This is a genomic window from Cytobacillus oceanisediminis, assembly GCF_022811925.1.
Classification (GTDB): domain Bacteria; phylum Bacillota; class Bacilli; order Bacillales; family Cytobacillaceae; genus Cytobacillus; species Cytobacillus oceanisediminis_D.
Window position 1 is genome coordinate 620,430 of record NZ_CP065511.1, and the last position, 20,436, is coordinate 640,865.

Annotated in this window: 19 protein-coding genes; 13 read left to right on the forward strand and 6 right to left on the reverse strand. The window is 42.0% G+C overall.

Annotated features, from left to right (window positions below):
• Positions 1-151 precede the first annotated feature (151 nt).
• Positions 152-904 (forward strand): metallophosphoesterase family protein, encoded by a 753-nt coding sequence (locus IRB79_RS03185; protein ID WP_243506684.1) that lies wholly within the window; start codon positions 152-154, stop codon positions 902-904.
• A 176-nt stretch (positions 905-1,080) separates the two neighbouring features.
• Here the strand turns inward: IRB79_RS03185 and IRB79_RS03190 are convergent, their stop codons facing one another.
• From IRB79_RS03190 to plsY, 3 genes are all read right to left on the reverse strand, one after another.
• Positions 1,081-2,106, reverse strand: coding sequence for an STAS domain-containing protein (locus IRB79_RS03190; protein WP_243506685.1), 1,026 nt, complete (start codon positions 2,104-2,106; stop codon positions 1,081-1,083).
• Positions 2,107-2,213: 107 nt separating this feature from the next.
• Positions 2,214-2,873 (reverse strand): DUF421 domain-containing protein, encoded by a 660-nt coding sequence (locus tag IRB79_RS03195; protein ID WP_243506686.1) that lies wholly within the window; start codon positions 2,871-2,873, stop codon positions 2,214-2,216.
• A 104-nt stretch (positions 2,874-2,977) separates the two neighbouring features.
• Entirely contained in the window at positions 2,978-3,604 is a 627-nt protein-coding gene (plsY, locus tag IRB79_RS03200; RefSeq protein ID WP_243506687.1) for a glycerol-3-phosphate 1-O-acyltransferase PlsY, read from the reverse strand.
• A gap of 397 nt (positions 3,605-4,001) precedes the next feature.
• Between plsY and IRB79_RS03205 the strand changes: the two genes are divergently transcribed.
• From IRB79_RS03205 to IRB79_RS03230, 6 genes are all read left to right on the forward strand, one after another.
• Positions 4,002-4,361 carry an anti-sigma factor gene (locus IRB79_RS03205; RefSeq protein ID WP_243506688.1) on the forward strand — a complete coding sequence of 120 codons (360 nt, stop codon included), beginning with the start codon at positions 4,002-4,004 and terminating at the stop codon, positions 4,359-4,361.
• A 127-nt stretch (positions 4,362-4,488) separates the two neighbouring features.
• On the forward strand, positions 4,489-4,746 hold the full coding sequence (locus tag IRB79_RS03210; protein ID WP_243506689.1) for a hypothetical protein: 258 nt from the start codon (positions 4,489-4,491) through the stop codon (positions 4,744-4,746).
• A 58-nt stretch (positions 4,747-4,804) separates the two neighbouring features.
• Positions 4,805-5,422 (forward strand): TetR/AcrR family transcriptional regulator, encoded by a 618-nt coding sequence (locus tag IRB79_RS03215; protein ID WP_243506690.1) that lies wholly within the window; start codon positions 4,805-4,807, stop codon positions 5,420-5,422.
• A gap of 257 nt (positions 5,423-5,679) precedes the next feature.
• Positions 5,680-6,615, forward strand: a complete 936-nt coding sequence (locus IRB79_RS03220; RefSeq protein WP_243506691.1) for a diacylglycerol kinase — start codon at positions 5,680-5,682, stop codon at positions 6,613-6,615.
• A 275-nt stretch (positions 6,616-6,890) separates the two neighbouring features.
• Complete coding sequence (gene rlmD / locus IRB79_RS03225; RefSeq protein ID WP_243506693.1) at positions 6,891-8,270, forward strand: 23S rRNA (uracil(1939)-C(5))-methyltransferase RlmD; 1,380 nt, start codon at positions 6,891-6,893, stop codon at positions 8,268-8,270.
• Between the two features lie 105 nt (positions 8,271-8,375).
• Positions 8,376-9,839, forward strand: coding sequence for a PAS domain-containing sensor histidine kinase (locus IRB79_RS03230; RefSeq protein WP_243506694.1), 1,464 nt, complete (start codon positions 8,376-8,378; stop codon positions 9,837-9,839).
• A gap of 81 nt (positions 9,840-9,920) precedes the next feature.
• On the opposite strand, the gene IRB79_RS03235 is transcribed toward IRB79_RS03230, so the two are convergent.
• Positions 9,921-11,840, reverse strand: a complete 1,920-nt coding sequence (locus tag IRB79_RS03235) for an alkaline phosphatase family protein (protein ID WP_243506695.1) — start codon at positions 11,838-11,840, stop codon at positions 9,921-9,923.
• A gap of 287 nt (positions 11,841-12,127) precedes the next feature.
• Between IRB79_RS03235 and IRB79_RS03240 the strand changes: the two genes are divergently transcribed.
• The 3 genes from IRB79_RS03240 (at position 12,128) to IRB79_RS03250 (ending at position 15,309) form a co-directional block, all read left to right on the forward strand.
• Entirely contained in the window at positions 12,128-13,231 is a 1,104-nt protein-coding gene (locus IRB79_RS03240; RefSeq protein WP_243506696.1) for a C39 family peptidase, read from the forward strand.
• A gap of 258 nt (positions 13,232-13,489) precedes the next feature.
• On the forward strand, positions 13,490-14,146 hold the full coding sequence (locus IRB79_RS03245) for a 5-bromo-4-chloroindolyl phosphate hydrolysis family protein (protein ID WP_243506697.1): 657 nt from the start codon (positions 13,490-13,492) through the stop codon (positions 14,144-14,146).
• Positions 14,143-15,309: a toxic anion resistance protein gene (locus IRB79_RS03250; protein ID WP_243506698.1), complete on the forward strand. Its 1,167-nt coding sequence runs from the start codon at positions 14,143-14,145 to the stop codon at positions 15,307-15,309. Before IRB79_RS03245 ends, IRB79_RS03250 begins: the two co-directional genes overlap by 4 nt.
• Before the next feature lie 58 nt (positions 15,310-15,367).
• Here IRB79_RS03250 and IRB79_RS03255 read toward each other — a convergent pair whose 3' ends face one another.
• Complete coding sequence (locus IRB79_RS03255; RefSeq protein WP_243506699.1) at positions 15,368-17,026, reverse strand: PAS domain-containing sensor histidine kinase; 1,659 nt, start codon at positions 17,024-17,026, stop codon at positions 15,368-15,370.
• 207 nt (positions 17,027-17,233) lie between these two features.
• Here IRB79_RS03255 and IRB79_RS03260 point away from each other — a divergent pair, with 207 nt between their 5' ends.
• The 3 genes from IRB79_RS03260 (at position 17,234) to IRB79_RS03270 (ending at position 19,714) form a co-directional block, all read left to right on the forward strand.
• On the forward strand, positions 17,234-17,464 hold the full coding sequence (locus tag IRB79_RS03260; RefSeq protein WP_243506700.1) for an excisionase family DNA-binding protein: 231 nt from the start codon (positions 17,234-17,236) through the stop codon (positions 17,462-17,464).
• A 92-nt stretch (positions 17,465-17,556) separates the two neighbouring features.
• A complete protein-coding gene (locus IRB79_RS03265) occupies positions 17,557-18,117 on the forward strand; it encodes an FAD-dependent oxidoreductase (protein WP_243506702.1) in 561 nt (186 codons plus the stop codon).
• Between the two features lie 196 nt (positions 18,118-18,313).
• Positions 18,314-19,714, forward strand: coding sequence for a M28 family peptidase (locus IRB79_RS03270; RefSeq protein WP_243506703.1), 1,401 nt, complete (start codon positions 18,314-18,316; stop codon positions 19,712-19,714).
• Between the two features lie 75 nt (positions 19,715-19,789).
• Here IRB79_RS03270 and IRB79_RS03275 read toward each other — a convergent pair whose 3' ends face one another.
• Entirely contained in the window at positions 19,790-20,338 is a 549-nt protein-coding gene (locus tag IRB79_RS03275) for a CBO0543 family protein (RefSeq protein ID WP_243506704.1), read from the reverse strand.
• Between the last annotated feature and the right edge of the window lie 98 nt (positions 20,339-20,436).

Consider the following 20,436-nt stretch of genomic DNA (forward strand, 5'->3'; position numbering starts at 1 on the left):
TGTAATGTTGGTTTTGGCATGCTGTTATTTTACCATATTTCTAATGTAATGGCGGTACAGGGAAAAATCAAATTTTGTTTTTTCCAATTGTTAGAGGAAGCTTGGATGTTTTGGAGAAATAAATTAAGGATAGTAAGGAGGAGAGACATACATGGGGAAAGTAGCTATAATTTCTGATATTCATGGAAATATCACAGCTCTGGAGGCGGTGCTGGACAATATCCGCGAACGAGGAATAGAGATTATTTTTTGCCTGGGTGATTTAATAGGAAAAGGTCCCAACTCCCGTAAAGCAGTTGAACGGATAAAAGAAACCTGTGAAGTGGTCCTCCTTGGAAATTGGGATGATTTCATGCAGAAGCCGCTGGACTTTGAAGAAGGTCAATGGCATCAGAGACAGCTGGGGGAAGAGGCGTTAGCCTATTTAGGAACACTGCCGTTCCATCACGATTTTTATATGAGCGGTAAATATGTAAGGCTCTACCATGCTTCCGCCAAAAGCATTTATCATCGGGTTGTGCCGATGCGGGATTCTTATGAAGAAAAGCTCGCTATGTTTGAGAATACAGAAAATATTAATGTCGGAGAGGAGGGACTAATTCCGGATGTTGTCGGTTACGGGGATATTCATGCTGCTTTGATTGAACCGGTTCATCCGCAAAGGACACTATTCAATACAGGAAGCGTTGGGAATTCCCTGGATATTCCTCAGGCAACCTATGCCATTTTGCATGGGGAATACGAGTCCAAAGAACCTGCACCGTTTTCTATCGAGATAGTCCGTGTCCCTTATGATATTGAAAAAGAAATCAGCATTGCCAAAGAAATGGGAATGCCGAATCTTGAGGCCTACGCGCTCGAGCTGCGTGAAGCGAGATATAGGGGGGCGCCTAAGAAAGTATAATCACGGATAAGAAAGAAATAGCCTGTACGCAAATAATTAAAATTATACGTTCATAAAACAAGGCTAAGCGCACACACATACTTATCCGCACATAAATTACTGATACAGACAGTTTTTTTACATTTAACTCAAAAAAGCTGACTTCCCGCCCAATGCGGAGTCAGCTATTTCCGTTATTAATAGATCTTCCTGCCTTTTTTGGACAGAGCATAATAAATGCCGTGCTGCAGATTGGTGAAGCAGTTAAATTTAGAAAGATTAAAATTAGTTTCCGTAATTTTTGTGCCGAGTTCCGGTGAAATGCCAACCAGGATGGTTTCTGTGCCAATCAAGTTGGCTGCTGCAGCCAGCTTACTTAAGAATTCGACTGTATAGGCACTGATGGACTGATTCAGCCCGGTCAAGTCCAGGATTAGGCAATCTGCCTGGTGCTTCGGCAGGCTGTGAAGAGTTTTATCCACGAGTTCTTCAGAGCGGAATTCATCGTATCTTCCCAAAAGCGGGACAACAACGATTCCATCCAGAACAGGAATAACCGGTGAAGAGATTTCTTTAACAAGCTGCTTTAATTCAATCGTCCGGTCTTCCACTAATTTTTCAAGCTCGCTGATCCTCTTTGATTCTTCACGTCTCGCCAAAGCGTGGATATTTTCCTCAACAGTAACGCTTGAAGGGAAATAATCAAGCTGGGTGTAATCATGGCCTGCTAACTGATCAGCCGATTTTTCATACCAAAGGCTTGTTCCGAACAAAGCAGAAAATATTCCTGCAAAGTGTCCTGGCAGAAATGTTCCAGACTCATTTTTTTCTTGTTCTTTGTTAATCTTGTATTCCCAGCTGTCCACGGTTTTGACCCTGGCTGATTTATTTTCTGGATCCAGGTCTGTGATTACGAATTTTCCCCAGCCGGCAGAAGCATATATTCTGGGGATAATAGTAGCCACTTCGACTATGGGCAAATTTAAGTCTTTGAAGAATTTCCCTACCACCATTCCCTGCCTGAAGCCGGTGGTCTCAAGTACAAGGCTGGAAGTTTCTTTTCCTGAAATCTCTTCAATCGTATCGAAGAAGCTTTTCATGGCGGATTTTATCCAAAATAGGACGGCATCATCACCTTCAAAATTAAACAGGCCTTTTTCCAGGTCCCAATTAAAATCAAAACCATCAATTTTTGTTTCAAGCACTAGGCTTTCTTCTGTCATACCATTACCCCCTGATATTGATATGTATATTTAAGCAACTTTATTTGTCTCGTAAGTAACCAATAATATATACCCTCAACTTCAAACCTTAAACCTATTCTAGAATATTATCTGCGTCTGTTTATATTCAATTTTTTCGACTTTTCATTTACATAAGCGTACATAATCTCCTTCTCATTCAAATTGTTTTGCCGCAGCTGCTCTAAAAGCCAATCTTTAGTCTGTCCCAGCAGCTGGAGATTTCGCGTCTGAATTCTGCCATCCACAATAACCGCAATAGGGAGACCCTCATCCTGTATGGAGATATTTAAATGTTCGACTGTTACGGGCGTATTGGCCACTTTAGGGATGATGCTCACTTCACCGATAGGCTCAAGAATGGCGTAATCCACATCCGCAATTTTGGGATAGCCTTTACTTCTTAAGATAGACAGCAGCTGAGTCATGGAGAGGTGGGCTTTTTCCAGATTGTCTTCTAGAATTTCCCCATTTTTAATCAGCATCGTCGGTTCCCCAAGAAAAAATCGGTTACCAATTTGGTTTAAAGTCAAATAGGAAAAGAGAATATGAAGGCCTACAAGAATGGTCAAGGCTGCTAGTGTCGGCCAGTATTCGGTGCTGATGAGAGGTTCAGAGGCAACTGTGCCAACGATTATGATGGCGACAAGATCATAAGGAGTCATCTGGATAATTGTCGATTTGCCCATCAGTCTCATAATCATGATTGTGATTAAGTAAAGACTTAATATTTTTAAGATCAAGAACATATGCAAGCTCCTTTGTCTGCACTTTTATTCAAAGGATTTGCTTAATGAACGGCTTTCATGTGAAAAACAATAAAAAAAGCCCGAATGCAGGATCCGGGCTTCGATTATGCTCGTTTTTTATGATCTCTTGGAGGGATGCGGTCATCTTTCAGGCGCTTATCATTGATTTTAGGCTCATTTTTATCAATGAAGTTATTAATGTTCGAACGGTGAAGGAAAATCAAAAATAATAGGAAAATAGAAAAGATAAGTTCATGTTCAGTGCCTTCGGTAAATAAGGAATAGAAAAGTAAAGATGCACCCACCGATAAAGAGCCAAAAAATACATACTTCGTTGCGTAAATGACTGCGACAAAAGAAATGTAGGCGATTAAAAACATCCAAATATTTGCTGCAAGCAATACACCTGCCGTGGTTGCGATGGCTTTTCCTCCGCGGAATCCTGCAAAGATCGGGAAGCAGTGGCCGGCTACTGCAACCATCCCGACCATTAACGGATCGGGCTCAGCGTTCAGGATGACAGGCAATGCTGCAGCAGCTGCTCCCTTGCCCACATCCACCAGCAGAACTGCGATAGCTGCTTTTTTGCCAAGTACCCTTAGTGTATTAGTCGCACCAGGATTATTGCTGCCATGATCACGGATGTCGATCCCAAAGGCATATTTGCCAATCAATAAGGCTGTAGGAATTGATCCTATCAGGTACGCTGCCAAGTAAATAAGAAATGTCATCGTATCCATCCTTTTTCATCAATATATTCAATAATAGTTTAGAGTTGTCCATTATTTAAAAATATTTTCACTGCCCTCCTCTATGTAGTCATCGCTTACAGTTTACCATATAATGGTTTTGTTCGAAGCGGGAAATTAATCATTATTTTATTATTAAGCGATGAAAAAATATGGAAATAAAAGCTTTTTGGTGAGATTTTTTATAAAAAAAAGTATTGAATTATTCGATTCTCTCGATTATGATTGTTTCGGCACTCAAAAAGAAAGAATGTTATCCGAATAGATATAAGGGAAGCTGATATATTCCAGGATTTATTTGATCAGCAAAATACCCAGCAGGATATTTTCATGTTCCAGATCACTCCGCTGTCAGGAACATTGGAAGGAGATGATTTTCATGGAGCACTTTTCATTGGAAGAATGGCGGAAATATGTGAAAAATGAGCTGTCAGAACCAGAGCGTGAACTCTATGAAGATCATCTCTATATATGTGATCAATGTCTGGAGGTATACCTCGAAGCAATGGACGAGGAGGAGGATTCCTTCCCGGAAATGCCGGGAGATGATGAGTTTACCAATCTTGTTATGGCTCAAATTTCAGGAGGAATTCCGGAAGAAGCTGACAAGGAACACAATGAACTTCCCAATAAAGAATCCTGGTTTGAGCGCTGCTTTCCCATTGCATTTGCCTGCTTTATGGTGATTGGGGGATTAGTAACTATGTACCGGGATAAAAACCAAATAGATCAGGATTAACTCTTAACGGACAGTTAGGAGTTTTTTTGTGTGCAAAAAGTTTGAAAATTCATTTAAAAATAATTACAATAAAAAGACTAATCAGTTTATTTTATAAGATAAGAATATGCCCTGGGGAGTGAGAAATATGGGAAGAAGGCAGGTTCCGCAGGAAATGCAAAAAAAGAGCAAGAGCATCCATCTTGAGCAATGGATCTGGGACTTGGCAGAGCAGATGCAGCCGTGCCGTTCAGCAGCTATCAGAGATTTATTTCTCGCTAAAGTAAAAGAAGACTTGGTAATGGCCGGATTGGCGGAGGAAAATACTGAAATCACAAGTGAACATGCCAGCCTATATATAGAAGAAATTCTGAAAAGAAGTGACATCAGCCAAAAGTGCTGCTGATAATATATGCGCGGGAATAACATGAAGAGAATAAACCAAATACAATGGAGGGACAGACTTGTCGCCTATCGTATCAGAGGAATATAAGCGGAAAAAAAAGAAAGAAATCCTGGCGGGCGCATTGGCCTGCTTTGCCAAAAAGGGATTTCAGGCAGCGACCATTGATGACATTGTCGCTTATTCAGGAATCAGCAAGGGAGCCATCTATAATTATTTTAAAAGCAAGGAAGAAATCTATCTGGAGCTTTTGAATGAGCAGACCGAATCAGCTAATGCAAGACTTGCAGAGAAAATTTCCATGTTCTCTTCAGCTGAAGAGAAACTGGAATATCTTTTTGATTTGTATAGGGATATGAGCCCATTCAGCCAGGAACGAAAAGATAGAATTACTGTACAGCTGGAATTTACGCTGCATTCCTCCAGAGATGAGAACTTGAATCGAATTCTGAACGAGCGGGGAAAGAAGTTCTTTTTGAAATTGATAACAGATATTATGGAAGAAGGACAGACTGCCGGGGAATTCCGTCCGGATGCAGATCCAAACCATGTAGCGGGGTTATTCTGGACTTTTATGGACGGTGCAATGCTTCATAGAGTAATTAATGAAGAATATCCATATAAAACCATTATAGATTATGTTAAGAGCCTTGTTTTGCAGAACCTAAAACAGGAATAATGCTCAACAGCATCCTGCTTAATGCTGATTTTAGATTACATGTCCAAGAAATATAACTTAATTACGATACTTTTTTGCATAATGAGGGTATAATTCATTTGTGCATCTGACCACTTGTGAAAATAGCTGGAAGTGAATAGAATAGAAACGGATGGCAGTGAATAATTGCTAAGCCGAGGACTATCCGCTATGATGTAAAAAGATGGAATAGTATATACGGATTAAGTTTAGATATTTCAATAATAGGATGATGGGCTATGAAAAGAGCAAGAATTATTTATAATCCGACTTCAGGCCGGGAAATTTTTAAAAGACATTTAGCAGAGGTTTTGCAAAAGCTGGAGAGCGCAGGATATGAAACCTCATGCCATGCCACCACAGGTGAAGGGGATGCGATTAAAGCTGCACGGGCAGCTGTTGAACGCCGCTTCGATTTAGTCATTGCAGCAGGCGGCGACGGTACAATTAACGAGGTGGTAAACGGACTCGCTGAACAGGATTACCGTCCGCGCCTCGGCATTATCCCAACGGGCACAACCAATGATTTTGCCCGTGCGCTCCATATTCCAAGAGATGTGGAAGCGGCTGCTGATATCATTGTAAAAGGAGATACCATACCTGTCGATATTGGCCGCATAAATGAAAAATATTTTATTAATATTGCTGGTGGCGGAAGGCTGACAGAGCTGACTTACGAGGTGCCAAGCAAGCTTAAAACAATGATTGGCCAGCTTGCCTATTACCTTAAGGGAATCGAAATGCTGCCTTCCTTCCGTTCAACCGAAGTAAGCATCGAGTTTGACGGGAAAATCTTTGAAGGTGAAGCCATGCTTTTCCTTGTCGGTCTGACAAATTCAGTAGGCGGGTTTGAAAAGCTAGCTCCGGATTCCTGTATAAATGACGGGCTATTTTCCTTGCTGATATTAAAGAAAACTAACCTTGCTGATTTTATCCGGATCGCGACAATGGCTGTCCGGGGCGAACATGTAAAAGATCCGAACGTCATCTATACGCAGGCAAACCGCATCAAAGTACAATCCAAAGAGAAAGTCCAGCTCAATCTTGACGGTGAATTTGGCGGGCTGCTTCCTGCTGAATTCGTAAACCTGTACAGGCATTTGGAAGTATTTGTCCCAATTGACCAGATTCGTGAAGAAGACCGCCCGACCGATTGGGAAAGTTCCCACGAATAATAGGAAGTCCGCTCTATAACAGAGCGGGCTTTTATTTTAAAATTCATGAAATTGTGAACGATGTAAATAGAATACTATTTACTGCAAATAGAAGGGTGATTCTGTAAATAGACTGGAAAATATGCTAATAAACGGTTAGATTTTGCAAATAGGTAAGCTAAAGGGTATGCAGGTTCAGAATCTGTACCATATCCATTTCGTATTTAGCCCTGTTTTGTGATACAATCTGTCTAGTCAAAATAGGTCACGGAATTAAGCTGAAAAGGAAGAAAATGATGAGCAGAACATTACCGGTGCAAAAAAATGATTATATAGATGTTACATTTGAGGATTTGACCCATGAAGGGGCAGGAGTTGCAAAGGTGGACGGTTACCCGCTATTTGTGCCGTATGGGCTTCCCGGTGAGAGAGCAAAGGTAAAAGTGATTAAGGTGAATAAGGGATATGGATTTGGGCGCCTGATCGAGACATATGAAAGCAGCCCATACCGAGTAGAAGCACCGTGCCCGATTTATAAGGAGTGCGGCGGATGTCAGCTGCAGCATCTGAGCTATGAAGGCCAGCTTCTCGCCAAGGAAAAACAGGTCAGAGATGTTCTGGAAAGAATCGGGAAGCTTGAGGGAGTCAAGGTGCATCCGGTTCTCGGCATGAAGGATCCGTGGCGCTACAGAAATAAAGCGCAGGTTCCGATTGGCGAGCAGGAAGGCGGACTGATCGGCGGATTTTACCAGCAGCGCACCCACCAGATCATTGATATGAAGGAATGCCTCATCCAGCAGGAAAAAAATGATGAGGTTGTACAAAAGGTAAAGGAAATTTGCGGCCGCTATGGTGTCCGCGCTTATGATGAAGGCAGGCATAAAGGCGAGCTCCGCCACGTGATGGCGCGCTATGGGCTTGCGACAGGCGAAGTAATGATTGTCCTTGTCACAAGGACGAACGAGCTTCCGCATAAGCAAAAGATTGTGGAAGAGATTGCATCAAGCATTGAAGGTGTTAAATCCATCGTCCATAATGTAAATTCCAGGAAGACGAATGTGATCATGGGAGATGTCACACGAGTCCTTTGGGGCGAAGAAGTGATCTATGATTTTATTGGCGATATTAAATTTGCGATTTCCGCCCGCTCCTTTTATCAGGTAAACCCGGAGCAAACGAAAGTTTTATATGATAAAGCTCTGGAATATGCGAATCTGAGCGGAGAAGAAAAGGTTATCGATGCGTACTGCGGAATTGGCACCATTTCGCTTTTCCTGGCACAGAAAGCAAAAGAGGTGTTCGGTGTTGAAATCGTGCCGGAAGCCATTGAGGATGCTAAAAGAAACGCTGACCTAAACGGTATGACAAATGCTTCATTTGCAGTGGGGAAAGCAGAAGAAGTAATTCCTGAATGGTATAAAAAGGGGAACACCGCAGATGTGCTAGTAGTTGACCCGCCGCGAAAAGGCTGTGATGAAGCTCTACTGAAAACCATTTTAAGCATGAAGCCAAAGAAAGTCGTCTATGTATCCTGCAATCCGGGAACATTGGCAAGGGATCTGCGTATTTTGGAGGACGGCGGGTACAGGACCATCGAAGTGCAGCCGGTGGATATGTTCCCTCAGACTATGCATTGTGAAGCAGTCGCGGGATTAGAATGGAGAGAGGGCAGCTGACTTATAGGGAAGCTGCTTTTTTAGGTTCTCTAAAGAATCCCCATGCTTTTTTTCTTATAATTCTGTAAAATATAGTTTATAGAGTTATTAAATGGGGTGAGCTAATTGGTCAATGATTTCCCGATACTTGGAAATGATGGTGAATCGATTTATTCCAATCCTGATGAATTGCTCGATTTGTTCCTGAACTGCACGGCAGATGGGGTTGCCATCATTGATATGGAGAACCGTTTTATAAGGGTAAATCATATGTATACGATGATTTTTGGCTATACCGAAGAGCAAGTTATTGGCAGGAAGTTTACCGATTTTCAGAACCCGGAAGATGTGAAGGATATTATAAAACTGGTCAAGCTGGGGAAAGTTTACAGCAATGTGATCACACAGCGCTATCATCAGGATGGTTCGGTTCTGGATATATCGGTTTCGTATTCTCCTTTCAGAAATTCCAAGGGTAAAATCATCGCCGTTCTGGCTATATTCCGGGATATGACAGAGTTTAAAAGCATGGAGAGGGAATTAAGAAAAACCAGGGAACTGTACGATTTGATTACTGAGAATACGACAGATATGATCAAAGTCTTCACAAAAGATCAAACGGTGATTTATGCATCTCCATCTCATGAAAAAGCTTTGGGATATTTGCCGGTGCAGCTTGTTGGGAAGACCTGCGGCACTGTCATATATTCCGAGGAGGAGAGAGAAAAGTTTAGCAAGGTATGTCAAAAGCTGCTGGAAACGGGAGAGCCTCAGATCCTTGAAATGAAGATGGATACGATTAATGGCGAAATCGTTTTCGTAGAGGCAAGCATTTCTCCAATTTTAAACGATAAAGGCGAGATTGAATTATTTGTGGCAGTAGGCAGAAACATAACAGACAGAGTAAATAATGATGCGGCTTTACGTAACTTGGACCGCCTATCCATTATCGGACAGCTCGCAGCAGGGGTTGCACATGAGATCAGGAATCCGCTGACTTCCTTAAAAGGTTTCTCAAAGCTGCTCCAATCCAGCGTTAATCAGGAAAAACAGGATGATTATTTATCCATTATTATGGAAGAGCTTGATCGAATTGATATCATTGTCAATGAGTTCATGTCCCTGGCAAAACCCCAGGCAATTGAGTTTGAGAAAGGGAGCTTAATGTCAATTCTTGAAAGTACGATTAACGTACTTCATCCGCAGGCACTGCTTCACAATGTTCAAATCCATCTCGATCATCGTGAGAATGATATCATGCTATTATGTTCACCTCCCCAGCTCAAGCAAGTGTTTGTGAACTTTTTAAAAAATGCGATTGAGGCTATGCCAAATGGCGGAAATGTATATATTAGTGCTGAAAGAATAGAGAGCAGGCGTGTAAGGATTACTTTTGCAGATGAAGGAGCAGGCATTGATGGTGAAATGCTGAAGTATCTTGGGACCCCATTTTATACGACAAAAGATAAAGGAATCGGTTTGGGGCTCACAGTCAGCAATAAGATAATTCAGGAGCATCAAGGTTTGATGGCCATCGAAAGTCTTATAGGTGAAGGCACTACGGTGATTGTGGAATTGGATTGTATATAGTGTGTACAGCTCATCTCTATAGGGGTGGGTTTTTTATTTTCAAAAATGAAACACTGCCTTGCAGCACATAGCAAGGCAGTGTTATAAATCTAAAGCATCTTTTAGAACTTCACCCTCCAAAAAGTCCGGAGCAGGTATGTCCAGCAGCTTATAGACAGTTGGGGCAATATCCAGTGTGGTAATCGAGCCAATCCAGCTGTCCTTTTTAAAAGAAGGACCGTGTGCAAAGAATACGGCCCTGAGTTCTTTCCGATCAGGATTGCCGCCGTGGCTGCCGAGTTCAATTGCCGGCATATGGGGACTTGTTAGGCTGCTTCCCATCATATAGCCCCTTGCACCAAGCAGCAAAATGTCTCCCTGGTTAGGGTGCTTATTCTCTTTATTATTTCCATAGGCAATCTGATAAGGTTTTTCTTCCTTTCTAAAAAGGTGATGGAAAAATTGCTTCGCTGTTTGATTAAAATGGCTGAATTGCCCTTGCACAATGGAATCACCTGCTGCACCAAAATAGCCTTTTAGGATTTTCGTTTGAAACTCCGGCTTGATTTTATACTCGCTAAAGAGTTTCTCTACTTGGTCTGCAGCCTTTTCCTTCTCATTTTTAGTGAGGTTTTCATTCAGATAAATTTGTGCAGCTGACCCGCTGGCTACAGCCATAGCTTTGGAGTTCTCCTCATCCACTTTTCCTTTTTTATCTGTCTTTAAAAGGCCTGCTTCTTTCAAAAGAGTGTTTGGAGCAAGGATGGTGTGGACTGGTTCCATGCCGTGGTCGGATACAACAAGAAGGTGGTCTTCTTCACTAAGGCTATCCAATGTCTGTCCAACGACTTCATCGGAAAGCTTGTATGCCCATTCAATGTATTTCTTATGTTTTTGAGAATTTTCCTCTGAATACCCAGGCTGCTGCGGATCTGTCAGCAGAAAGTGGTGTGATTCATGATCAATCTGCGGTGTATAAAACATCAGCAAATCCGGCTGGTATTCTTCTTTAATATAAAGAGACACATCAGTTGCCCAGCTGACAAAGCGTGAACTGATTTCTTCGTACTCTTCTCTAGTAATCCACTTTTTTTCAAAAGCCTTTGTATCATCCTGGACGGGGAAAAAGCCGAATTCTGAAAGCAGCTCCTCTTCAAATCCGTCGGGGCCTTCAATGAGGGCTGACGTAACGGCTGTCCGGTAAATGCTTGCTTTCTCAAGGCCAGGGTCAATTTTTAGCTTAAACCAGAATCCTGCAGATTCGCCATCAGCTTCAATAGGAATTGACCCCCATTCATTGGCATTGACAATGACATCTTTGGGGTCTGCCGAACGGTTTTCCGAAAAAATGAAGCGGTTATAGTTGGTCTTTCCATCATCTGAAGTGTCTAAAGCCAATATATAAAGTTCTTTATTCTTTGCTTTTTTTAATGGCAGCTTCAATATAGCTTCCTTTGTAGGGCTAAAGCTGCTTTCGGTGTGCTTCCAGCTCTCTGCTTTTTTGAACTGAAGCTTATCCAGAGAACTCTCTGCCCAGGTTTCGCCATAATAGACTGCGTAATCAGCCTGTGTTCCTGCATCAGGATTTGATCCGGGAAACAGCACTGTGGCAGTTGTTTTGCCGTTTTTTTTGGCTTCTGCCCAAAGCGGGCTTTTATCGAGCGGATGATGAAAGGCGCTTTCTCCATTTGCCAATTCCTTATGGGGATCCTGCCACTTATTGCTGACCATGCCGGTCTCCGACGGGGCTGCACCTGAAGCTATTGCCGCATGAGATGGGGCGGTCAGCGATGGGGTTACGGTTTCGGAATCCTTGGCGGCCACTCCATTCTTCATAAGTTTTTTAATGTGGGGAAGCTTGTCTTCCTTTACATACTCTTTTGTCAGGTCATTTCTCATTCCGTCAAAGGAAATCAGCACAACCTTGTTTTCCTGTCCAAACGGATCCTCTGTAAATCCTGAAGAAGGAAATACAATCGATCCTATTAATAAAATAACTATATAAAAATAGTGCTTATTCATTATGTTTCCTCCAAGGTGTAAGTAAATTGGTATAAGAGCTTATTCCCTGTATTTCTTATAAATAAACAAAAAATCGACTTTTTACTGGCTCTGGCCACTCAATTGCATGTATGAAGAAGGAAGATATGCAGATGCCAAATATACTGACTCCATCAGATAAGCTGATTCAATAGAATCAATAATATTTTTCCAGTCCCAAAAAGGTAGACTGGGAGTTTCTGAATCTATATTTTTAGAGTAGTCTGCAAAATTCGACAGAAATAAATTAGGGATATGGAGGAAAGTATATGGCAATTTTAAAAAGTTCATATGGAAACAGAGCTTTATTAAAAGGGACTGCTGCTGCTGCTATTTTTGCAGGAGGAATCATTTCACCATCAATTCCAGGCTTTTCAAACGAGGCAGTGGCAGAAGCGGCTTCCTATACTTACACAGTGGATGCGACCAGTCTGAATGTCCGTTCCGGTCCCGGAACAAATTATGATCGGATCGGCAGTCTGCCCCAAGGCAGCGGTGTACAGGCAATCGAACGCCTTGCCAGCGGCTGGTACAAAATTAACTATAATGGAAATACAGGCTATGTCAGCGGCCAATACGTCAAAACAAATGAAAAACTTTACCGGGTGGATGCTACATCATTAAATGTCCGAAAAGGTCCGGGATTAAATTACAGCAGTGTCGGCCTTTTAAAAAACGGATCAGTATTAAGTGTCATACATAAGGAAAGCAACGGCTGGTATAAAATTTCCTACAACGGAAGCACGGGGTATGTAAGCGGTGATTATGTGACAGCTGGTGATCCCCGTCAGGCAAGGATCAATGTACCGCTCATTGCCCAGCGGCCGGAGCTGCCAAGCGGATGTGAAGTGACTTCTCTTGCCATGGCACTGAAATTTTATGGAGTGAATGTCAGCAAAACAACACTTGCAAAAGAAATGCCATATGACTCAACCAAGCTGGTAAGAAATGCGGATGGTTCTATTAAAACCTGGGGGGATCCTGATGTCGGGTTTGTCGGGACACCTTTTGGCAACGGCCATACGATAAACCCGGGACCGCTGAAAAAGCTGCTTGATCAGTATCGTCCAGGCGGTGTAAATCTGACCGGAAAAGATTTTTCAGAAATAGAAAAGGCTGTTTCAGAGGGTAACCCTGTTTTGGCATGGTTTACAATCAGCCATGAAATGCCGAATAATAGAAGCTGGAAAACGCCTGCCGGCAAAACGATCAGCGCACCGACACCATTGCACTGCATTGTCGTAACCGGTGTGGATGCAGATTATGTTTACTTTAATGACAGTGAAGCAGTTAAGAAAGATGTGAAAATGCCAAAAGAGAAGTTCATTAAGATTTACAATGCAATGGGCAAGCGTGCATTGGCTGTAAAATAGCCAGAAAGCACCTGCGGAAATTTCCGCAGGTGCTTTTTTTGCAGATAAATATACGTCTCAGGTCTTAGCAAGGATTACTTTTGTGGTCTATGGCGGGCAATCGTGTTATTTTGTATCGTATAACTTGAGAAGTTTTTTAAAAGTGTTTTAATAGATTTAAGGATGTACGCCTTTTTTGCGGAAAGATGTCTGTGGATGAAACTTTAGGTTTATAAATAACGTATAAATAAGTAGGACTATGAGTAGGAGTCGATAAATATGAATTCCTTTTTAGCATTTGCTTTTCGTTTGCTGACGGCCGTTCCTTTGTCTGTCAGTGTTTGGCTGGCAAGTTACTTTGCTTTCGGGCAAACCTTCATTATGTCAGGGATATATGGTGCTGGAGCCGGGCTTCTTACTTATTGGGCCGGGGGAGTGATTCAGCGCCGCCGCTTTTTGAAAAAGCATGGTTTGACGAAAAGGGAATACCAATATATTAAGCGAAATCTTGATGAGGCGCGCCGCAAGATAACCCGTTTGCATAAAGCGATGTTCTCGATTCGTCACTTCCCGACGCTGAAGCAGCGCATGGAGTTCATGAGGGTGACGAGAAGGATTTACAGACTGACCAGAAGTGAGCCAAAACGCTTTTATCAGGCCGAGCAGTTTTATTTTTCCCATTTGGATTCCGCGGTGGAGCTGGCGGAAAAGTATGTCTTTCTGTCTTCCCAGCCGAGAAAATCGCGTGAACTGGATCAGTCCCTACAGGAGACCAGACGTACACTTGATGCACTTACCCATCATGTGGAGGAAGATCTTCACAGGGTTATAGCTGAAGATATTGATCAGCTTCATCTTGAAATTGATGTTGCCAAGAATTCGATTGAGAAGATAAAAGATTCAAGAATTCATGATGAAAGCAGGAGATTAAAATGACCGAAGAAAAACCGTCCCTGTTAAAAAACACTAATTTATTGGATGATCTGATGGCAGATCCTTTTGGGGAAAAGCAGGAGGAAGCTTCCTCACCCTTGCAATCGGAAAAGCGGACAAGACTGATCGATGTGATCCCGGAAGAAAACCGGGAAAAAGCCTATCAGCTTGCAAAGCAAATCGATCCTGCTAATCACCAGGCGATGATCTCATACGGAACACCGGCTCAATCAAAGCTGTTATCGTTTTCTCATACAATGCTCGAGCATGTTCAGAAAAAGGACGTTGGTGAAGTGGGAACAATCATCAATGATCTGATGAAGAAATTCAATGATGTGAATCCGGATGAGCTGAGGCCGGAGAAATCATCCTTTTTTGCGCGTATGTTTGGAAAGATATCCGGTTCTGTTCAGGAAGTCCTATCCAAATACCAAAAAACGGGTGCTCAAATCGACCGCATCAGCGTCAAACTGGAAAGGAGCAAGAATGCACTTCTTTCCGACATTGTCATGTTAGATAAGCTTTACGAAAATAATAAAGAGTATTTTCATGCTTTAAATGTATATATTGCAGCAGGTGAACTGAAGCTTGAAGAGCTTCATGAAAAGAAGATTCCCGAGCTGAAGAAGAAGGCAGAAGAGTCGAATGACCAGATGAAGTTCCAGGAAGTGAACGATATGATGCAGTTTGCCGACCGCCTGGATAAACGCCTTTATGACTTGAAGCTGAGCCGTGAAATAACGATTCAAAGCGCACCGCAGATTCGTCTGATTCAGAATACCAATCAGGCATTGGTTGAAAAAATCCAGTCTTCCATCATGACGGCCATCCCGCTTTGGAAAAACCAGGTGGCCATCGCATTGACATTGCTTCGCCAGCGCCATGCCGTCGAAGCCCAGAAGAAGGTCTCAAAAACAACTAATGATCTTCTTTTGAAAAATGCAGAAATGCTGAAAATGAATACAATTGAAACGGCACGTGAGAATGAGCGGGGCCTTGTCGACATCGAAACGTTAAAGAAAACACAGGAGAACCTGATTTCCACTCTTGAAGAAACCCTGAGAATCCAGGAGGAGGGCCGCCATAAACGCCGGCAGGCAGAACACGACCTGGCCAATATGGAAAATGATTTGAGACAGAAGCTGCTGGAGATTAAGGGAAATTAGAGGGATAAAAAAAGAGCGATGTTCAATCAAACGTTTGATTGAAATCGCTCTTTGCTTTTTAAACTGTTAATCCTGCTTCAGGGGCAGGTGTTTGTTTTTTTATAGGCAGCTTGATGACAGCTTCTGTTCCTTTCCCTTTTTCACTATTGAAATAAATGGATCCATTATGAGATTGGACAATTTTGAAGCTGACTGTAAGTCCGAGGCCGGTGCCTTTCTCCTTCGAAGAATAGAAAGGTTCACCGATCCTGTTAAGGCGTTCTTCCGACATGCCGCAGCCATCATCCTTAACCAGGATAGTCATCTGCTGGTCTTCCGCCTGCAGTGTAACCGTTACTTTACCGCCATCTCTTGATGCTTCAATGGCATTTTTTATTATATTAATAAAAAGCTGCTTTAGCTGATTCGGTTCACATTCAATCATATACACATCCGATTTTAATAGAAATTCTATCTGGACATTGTGCATGCTGGCTTCTGTTTTCAAAAGCGAAATGACATTAAAAAGGATTTTTTGAACATCCGCTTTTGTAAAACAAATATCCTGAGGCTTGGCAAGGAGCAGCAGCTCTCCAACAATATGGTTGATCCGGTCCAGCTCCTCCTGCATGATCTGATAATAGAATTGATGCTTTTCATCTTCCAGCTGCATGAGCTGCACGAAGCCTTTTAAAGATGTCAGCGGATTTCTGATTTCGTGCGCAACACTGGCAGACAGCTCGCCAACCACAGAAAGCTTTTCGGTGCGGCGCAATCTTTCTTCAGCTTGCCGAAGCTTTGTCACATCTTTTCCATAGCCGATGATTCCGGCAATTTGACCGTTCACAATGAGCGGAAGCGCGGTGCATTGAATAGTGAGCTGGCTGCCATTTTTATGATTGAATTCAAATTCACAGGTTTTCGGCTGTTTATCTTCAAGGATGCCTGTAAAGTCTTCAATGGCCTTCATTTTATAAGGAGCTGGTATGATTTCATTGATGCTTTTACCCAATGTCTCATCAGGACTGTAGCCTGTCACCGCTTTGAATTGGGGATTTACTTTAGTGATGGTGCCATGAAGGTCAGTCATAAAGACAATTTCAGTATTATATTCAAACAAGGATTTATATTGCTGCTGGCTTTCGGCAAGAAGCTTCTCCACATGCTTTCTTTCTGTAATATCCCGGCCGATAATGACCAGTCCTTTTCGGCTTCCATCGTCATGAAAGAGCGGCACTTTAATCGTATCAAAAGTTTTTTCTGTTCCGTCAGGCAAAGGAATGACTTCTTCGATGCGGGTAATTTTACCGTTTATCCAGGTTTCTTCATCTGAAGTTTCACAGTAGCGAAGTGCGTCTGCATAAAAATCAGTGTACTCGGCCAGTTCAGAGTCCTTCTTGCCTTTATAATCGGCATTTTCAAGATTGAACAACTTAAGTCCAAATTCATTAGACTCAATCCAGCGGCCCTGTCCGTCTTTAAAATTTACAAAGTCAACCATGGAATTGATTAAAGTGGAAAGGCGCTTTTCATCTTCCCTCGAGGCACTGAGCTCATCTCTTTTGCCAATAAAATAATAGAGCAGCCAGCCTGTAACGATAATGTACAGAAACTCTTTTGCTCTAAAAAGAAAACTGACAAGAGAAGAGGGCTCAAGCATATGCAAAAGGTAGTTCGTTCCGAATACCCAAATAAGGCTGATAATTACATATAAGCCCAATACCTTTTTTTTATTCATTAGCTTATATTTCTCCTGTTCTCTATCTGGCTGAAAAAAAGAGCTGGAATTCAGTCAAATAAGTATTTTTTCGCTGTATAATAAAAGAATATAAGTTGCATATACAAATTATTTACAGTTTCTATTCTATATGATTTTAGTAGAGTCTTCTAGTGCCTAGAAATTAGTAAAGCCATATTATAAGGAATTAGAAAGGGAAGAACAAGCATGTATCTTACCATTAAAGAAACCGCAGAATATTTATCTTACCCTGAGTCATATGTAGAAAGCTTGATTCAGCAAAAGAAAATACGCGCCATTTATGATGGAGAACAGTATTTAATATATAAGGAACAGTTTGATGCCCATATAAAGCAGGTGGAAAAATACAGGGAGCTGGTGGAAGAAATACTAAATGAGCCGATACCTGAGGATCGGGATATCAAAGATGAAGATTAAATAGGACAATTTTCCTTGAATCACATTATTTTACAATGATTATTAGTTTGGATAAACTATAAGTAAATAATGTGTTAAAGGAGGAAGTATGGATGTTTGATATCTTAATTGTGGGTGCAGGCCCTGCTGGTGCAAGTGCTGCGCTATTTGCTGCAAAAGCGGGCAAGAAGGTAGTGGTTGTGGATAATGATAAAAGCATGACTAAACGGGCGTGGGTTGAAAATCATTATGGCGTTATGGAAATCACTGGACCAGAACTGATCGAAACAGGCAAAAAGCAAGCTGCTAAGTTTGGGGCAGAGATCGCAGAAGGAACTGTTGATAACATTGAAAAAGCTGAAGGAAGTCTTACTGTAACAGCAGGAGAAAAATCATATTCAGCTAAGCATATAATTATAGCTGCGGGTCTTTCAACTGATTTAGCAGAAAAAGCTGGTTTAAAGACTAAAGCAGGCACCGAGCCGCGCATTAAAACGATTCTGGATGTTGATGCTGACGGCAAGACGAATGTCGATGGCATTTGGGCAGCCGGAACCGTTGCAGGAGTCAGCGTCCATACAATCATTACAGCTGGAGACGGTGCAAAAGTTGCGATTAACGTAATTAGTGAATTGAACGGCGAGCGTTATGTGGACCACGATATAATGAAATAGAAGGGAAAGAAGGCTTACCTGGGGCAGCCTTCTTTTTTTGTCTATTTTTCCTATTAGGTATTTACTAAAATTAACAATAAAACCAAAATATAGATTTTTATACCTACTGCACTCTAGTATCTTGTACCCTTATGATAGTTTTCGAAACATTATAAAATTTAATGAGCGGAATCTATTATTCTATTGGAGGTACTAGATGAGAAAACCAATTTTAAAAGTGGCATTAGCTTCAACTCTTATCTTTGGAGCTATTGGAACACAGGCAGTTTTTGCATATCCAGCAGACGTTAAACAGACTCAGCCGGTAAATGTATTCGATAAGAAGGTAGTCAATAAAATTAATGCAGAAAATATCTATAATAATATTGATTATCTTTCACAAACCCCGCGTGTAGCCGGTACAGAATCGGAGTATAACGCTGTTCAGTATATTAAAAGCCAATTCGAATCCTATGGCTATGAAACAGAGATTCAGCCATTCACGTTTTATGGATATACTCCTCCGAGCAGTATGGAAGTGACCATTGATGGCTATGAAGGAGAACTGCAGCCAAGATCCTTTACCTATTCAGTCAATGGGGATGTGAGTGGAGAGCTGGCATTTGCTGGGCTGGGCACACCGGAAGAACTGGAAGGCGTTGATCTCACAGGCAAAATTGCGCTTATCCAGCGCGGCTCCATTTCTTTTGCCGAGAAAGTTTTAAATGCAGCTGAAAAAGGGGCTGCCGGAGTGATTATTTTTAATAATGCAGAGGGTCCATTAAGCGGCACGCTTGGAGCTCATAATGAAGAATATGTTCCGGCGTTAGCCCTGTCAAAAGCAGAAGGGGAGGCAATTCTTGCATTGCTGGAGAGCGGTGAAGCTTTATCAGCTTCCCTATCCATTGAAGGTGCGGATGCAGGAGAAAAAATTTCCCACAACGTAATTGCCACAAAGAAACCAACCAACAAAAAGAAAGCAAACGACGACATTATTGTTGTTGGTTCACACCATGATTCTGTGGCAGGGGCGCCTGGGGCGAATGACGATGCTTCCGGAACAGCAATGACCTTAGAGCTAGCACGTGTGTTCAAGGATACTCCGACAGATACAGAAATCCGCTTCGTGACATTTGGAGCAGAAGAGCTGGGATTGATCGGATCTTACCATTATGTTAACAGTCTTTCTGAGGATGAAATCAGCAGAACTATTGCAAACTTTAATCTTGATATGGTGGGAAGCAAGGATGCAGGCGATTTAGTGATGATGACTTTGGATGGAAAAGAAAATCTTGTAACAGAGCTTTCACAAGCATCCAGTGAAAGGCTGAACGGTGAGCCGACACCAGTATATCAGGGCGGCAGAAGTGACCATGTGCCATTTGCTGAAGCGGGCATCTCAGCCGCGTTATTCATTCACAGTCCAACTGAGCCATGGTACCATTCTCCAGAAGATACAATTGATAAAATCAGCAAAGAAAAACTTCAGGATGTAGCGGAAATTGTGGGTGCCGCCATTTATGATAAGGCACGTTTTGATAACATGGGCCCTAGGCCGAAAAATCAGCATAAAATGAAAGCGTCACCTGAAATGGTTCACGAGTTAGATGTAAAATAAGCAGAAGAGCAGCCGTTCCTTTGATGGGAGGCTGCTCTTGCTATTATACAGTTTCTTTGCGTTTTTCACGCTTGTTCATCCACCGAAAAAACCTGGTAAGCCAATAGGCCAGCAGGAACAGGGTAATGTAAATAGAAATATATAAATATAATTAACCCATTTATATTTTTGGAATAAACCATGTGCGACAAGCAAGGGCTTGAAGCCAAATCCGAATCCCAATGCAGTTAAAAGAGCATATAGGTAATAATTTTTTTTGTTTTTTAAGGTCCATTGATACACGAGCATAATAGTGACAGGGATAATGGCAGCGTCTAATGACAAGCTGGGTATGAAAGGGAGCAGCTGATAAGGGTAGGCCCACAAACCGAAGCGGATTCCTGCTGTGTCCACATATGAAAAAAGGACATGAACAGCAAACCCAAAAAAGCCGATGTGAAAAATGAGCTTTCGGTCAATTTTAAAATATACAAGCACCAAGGGCAGGATGAGCAGACATGTGACAGTCCAAAATTGCCAGGTGCCAAGGTGGGAATATTGCTGCCAGTATTCAATCCCCTGATGGGTCAGATCTTCTTGAATTGCAACGATTTTGTTGAAGAACTTATCTTGATCGGGTGACAAAAAGATCCCTCCCTTATTTCTGCTGATGGTTATTTTGTCCATAAGGGTGTTTTTCATGCCCGACACTTTCATATTTTAAAGCTTTAAAAAGACATATT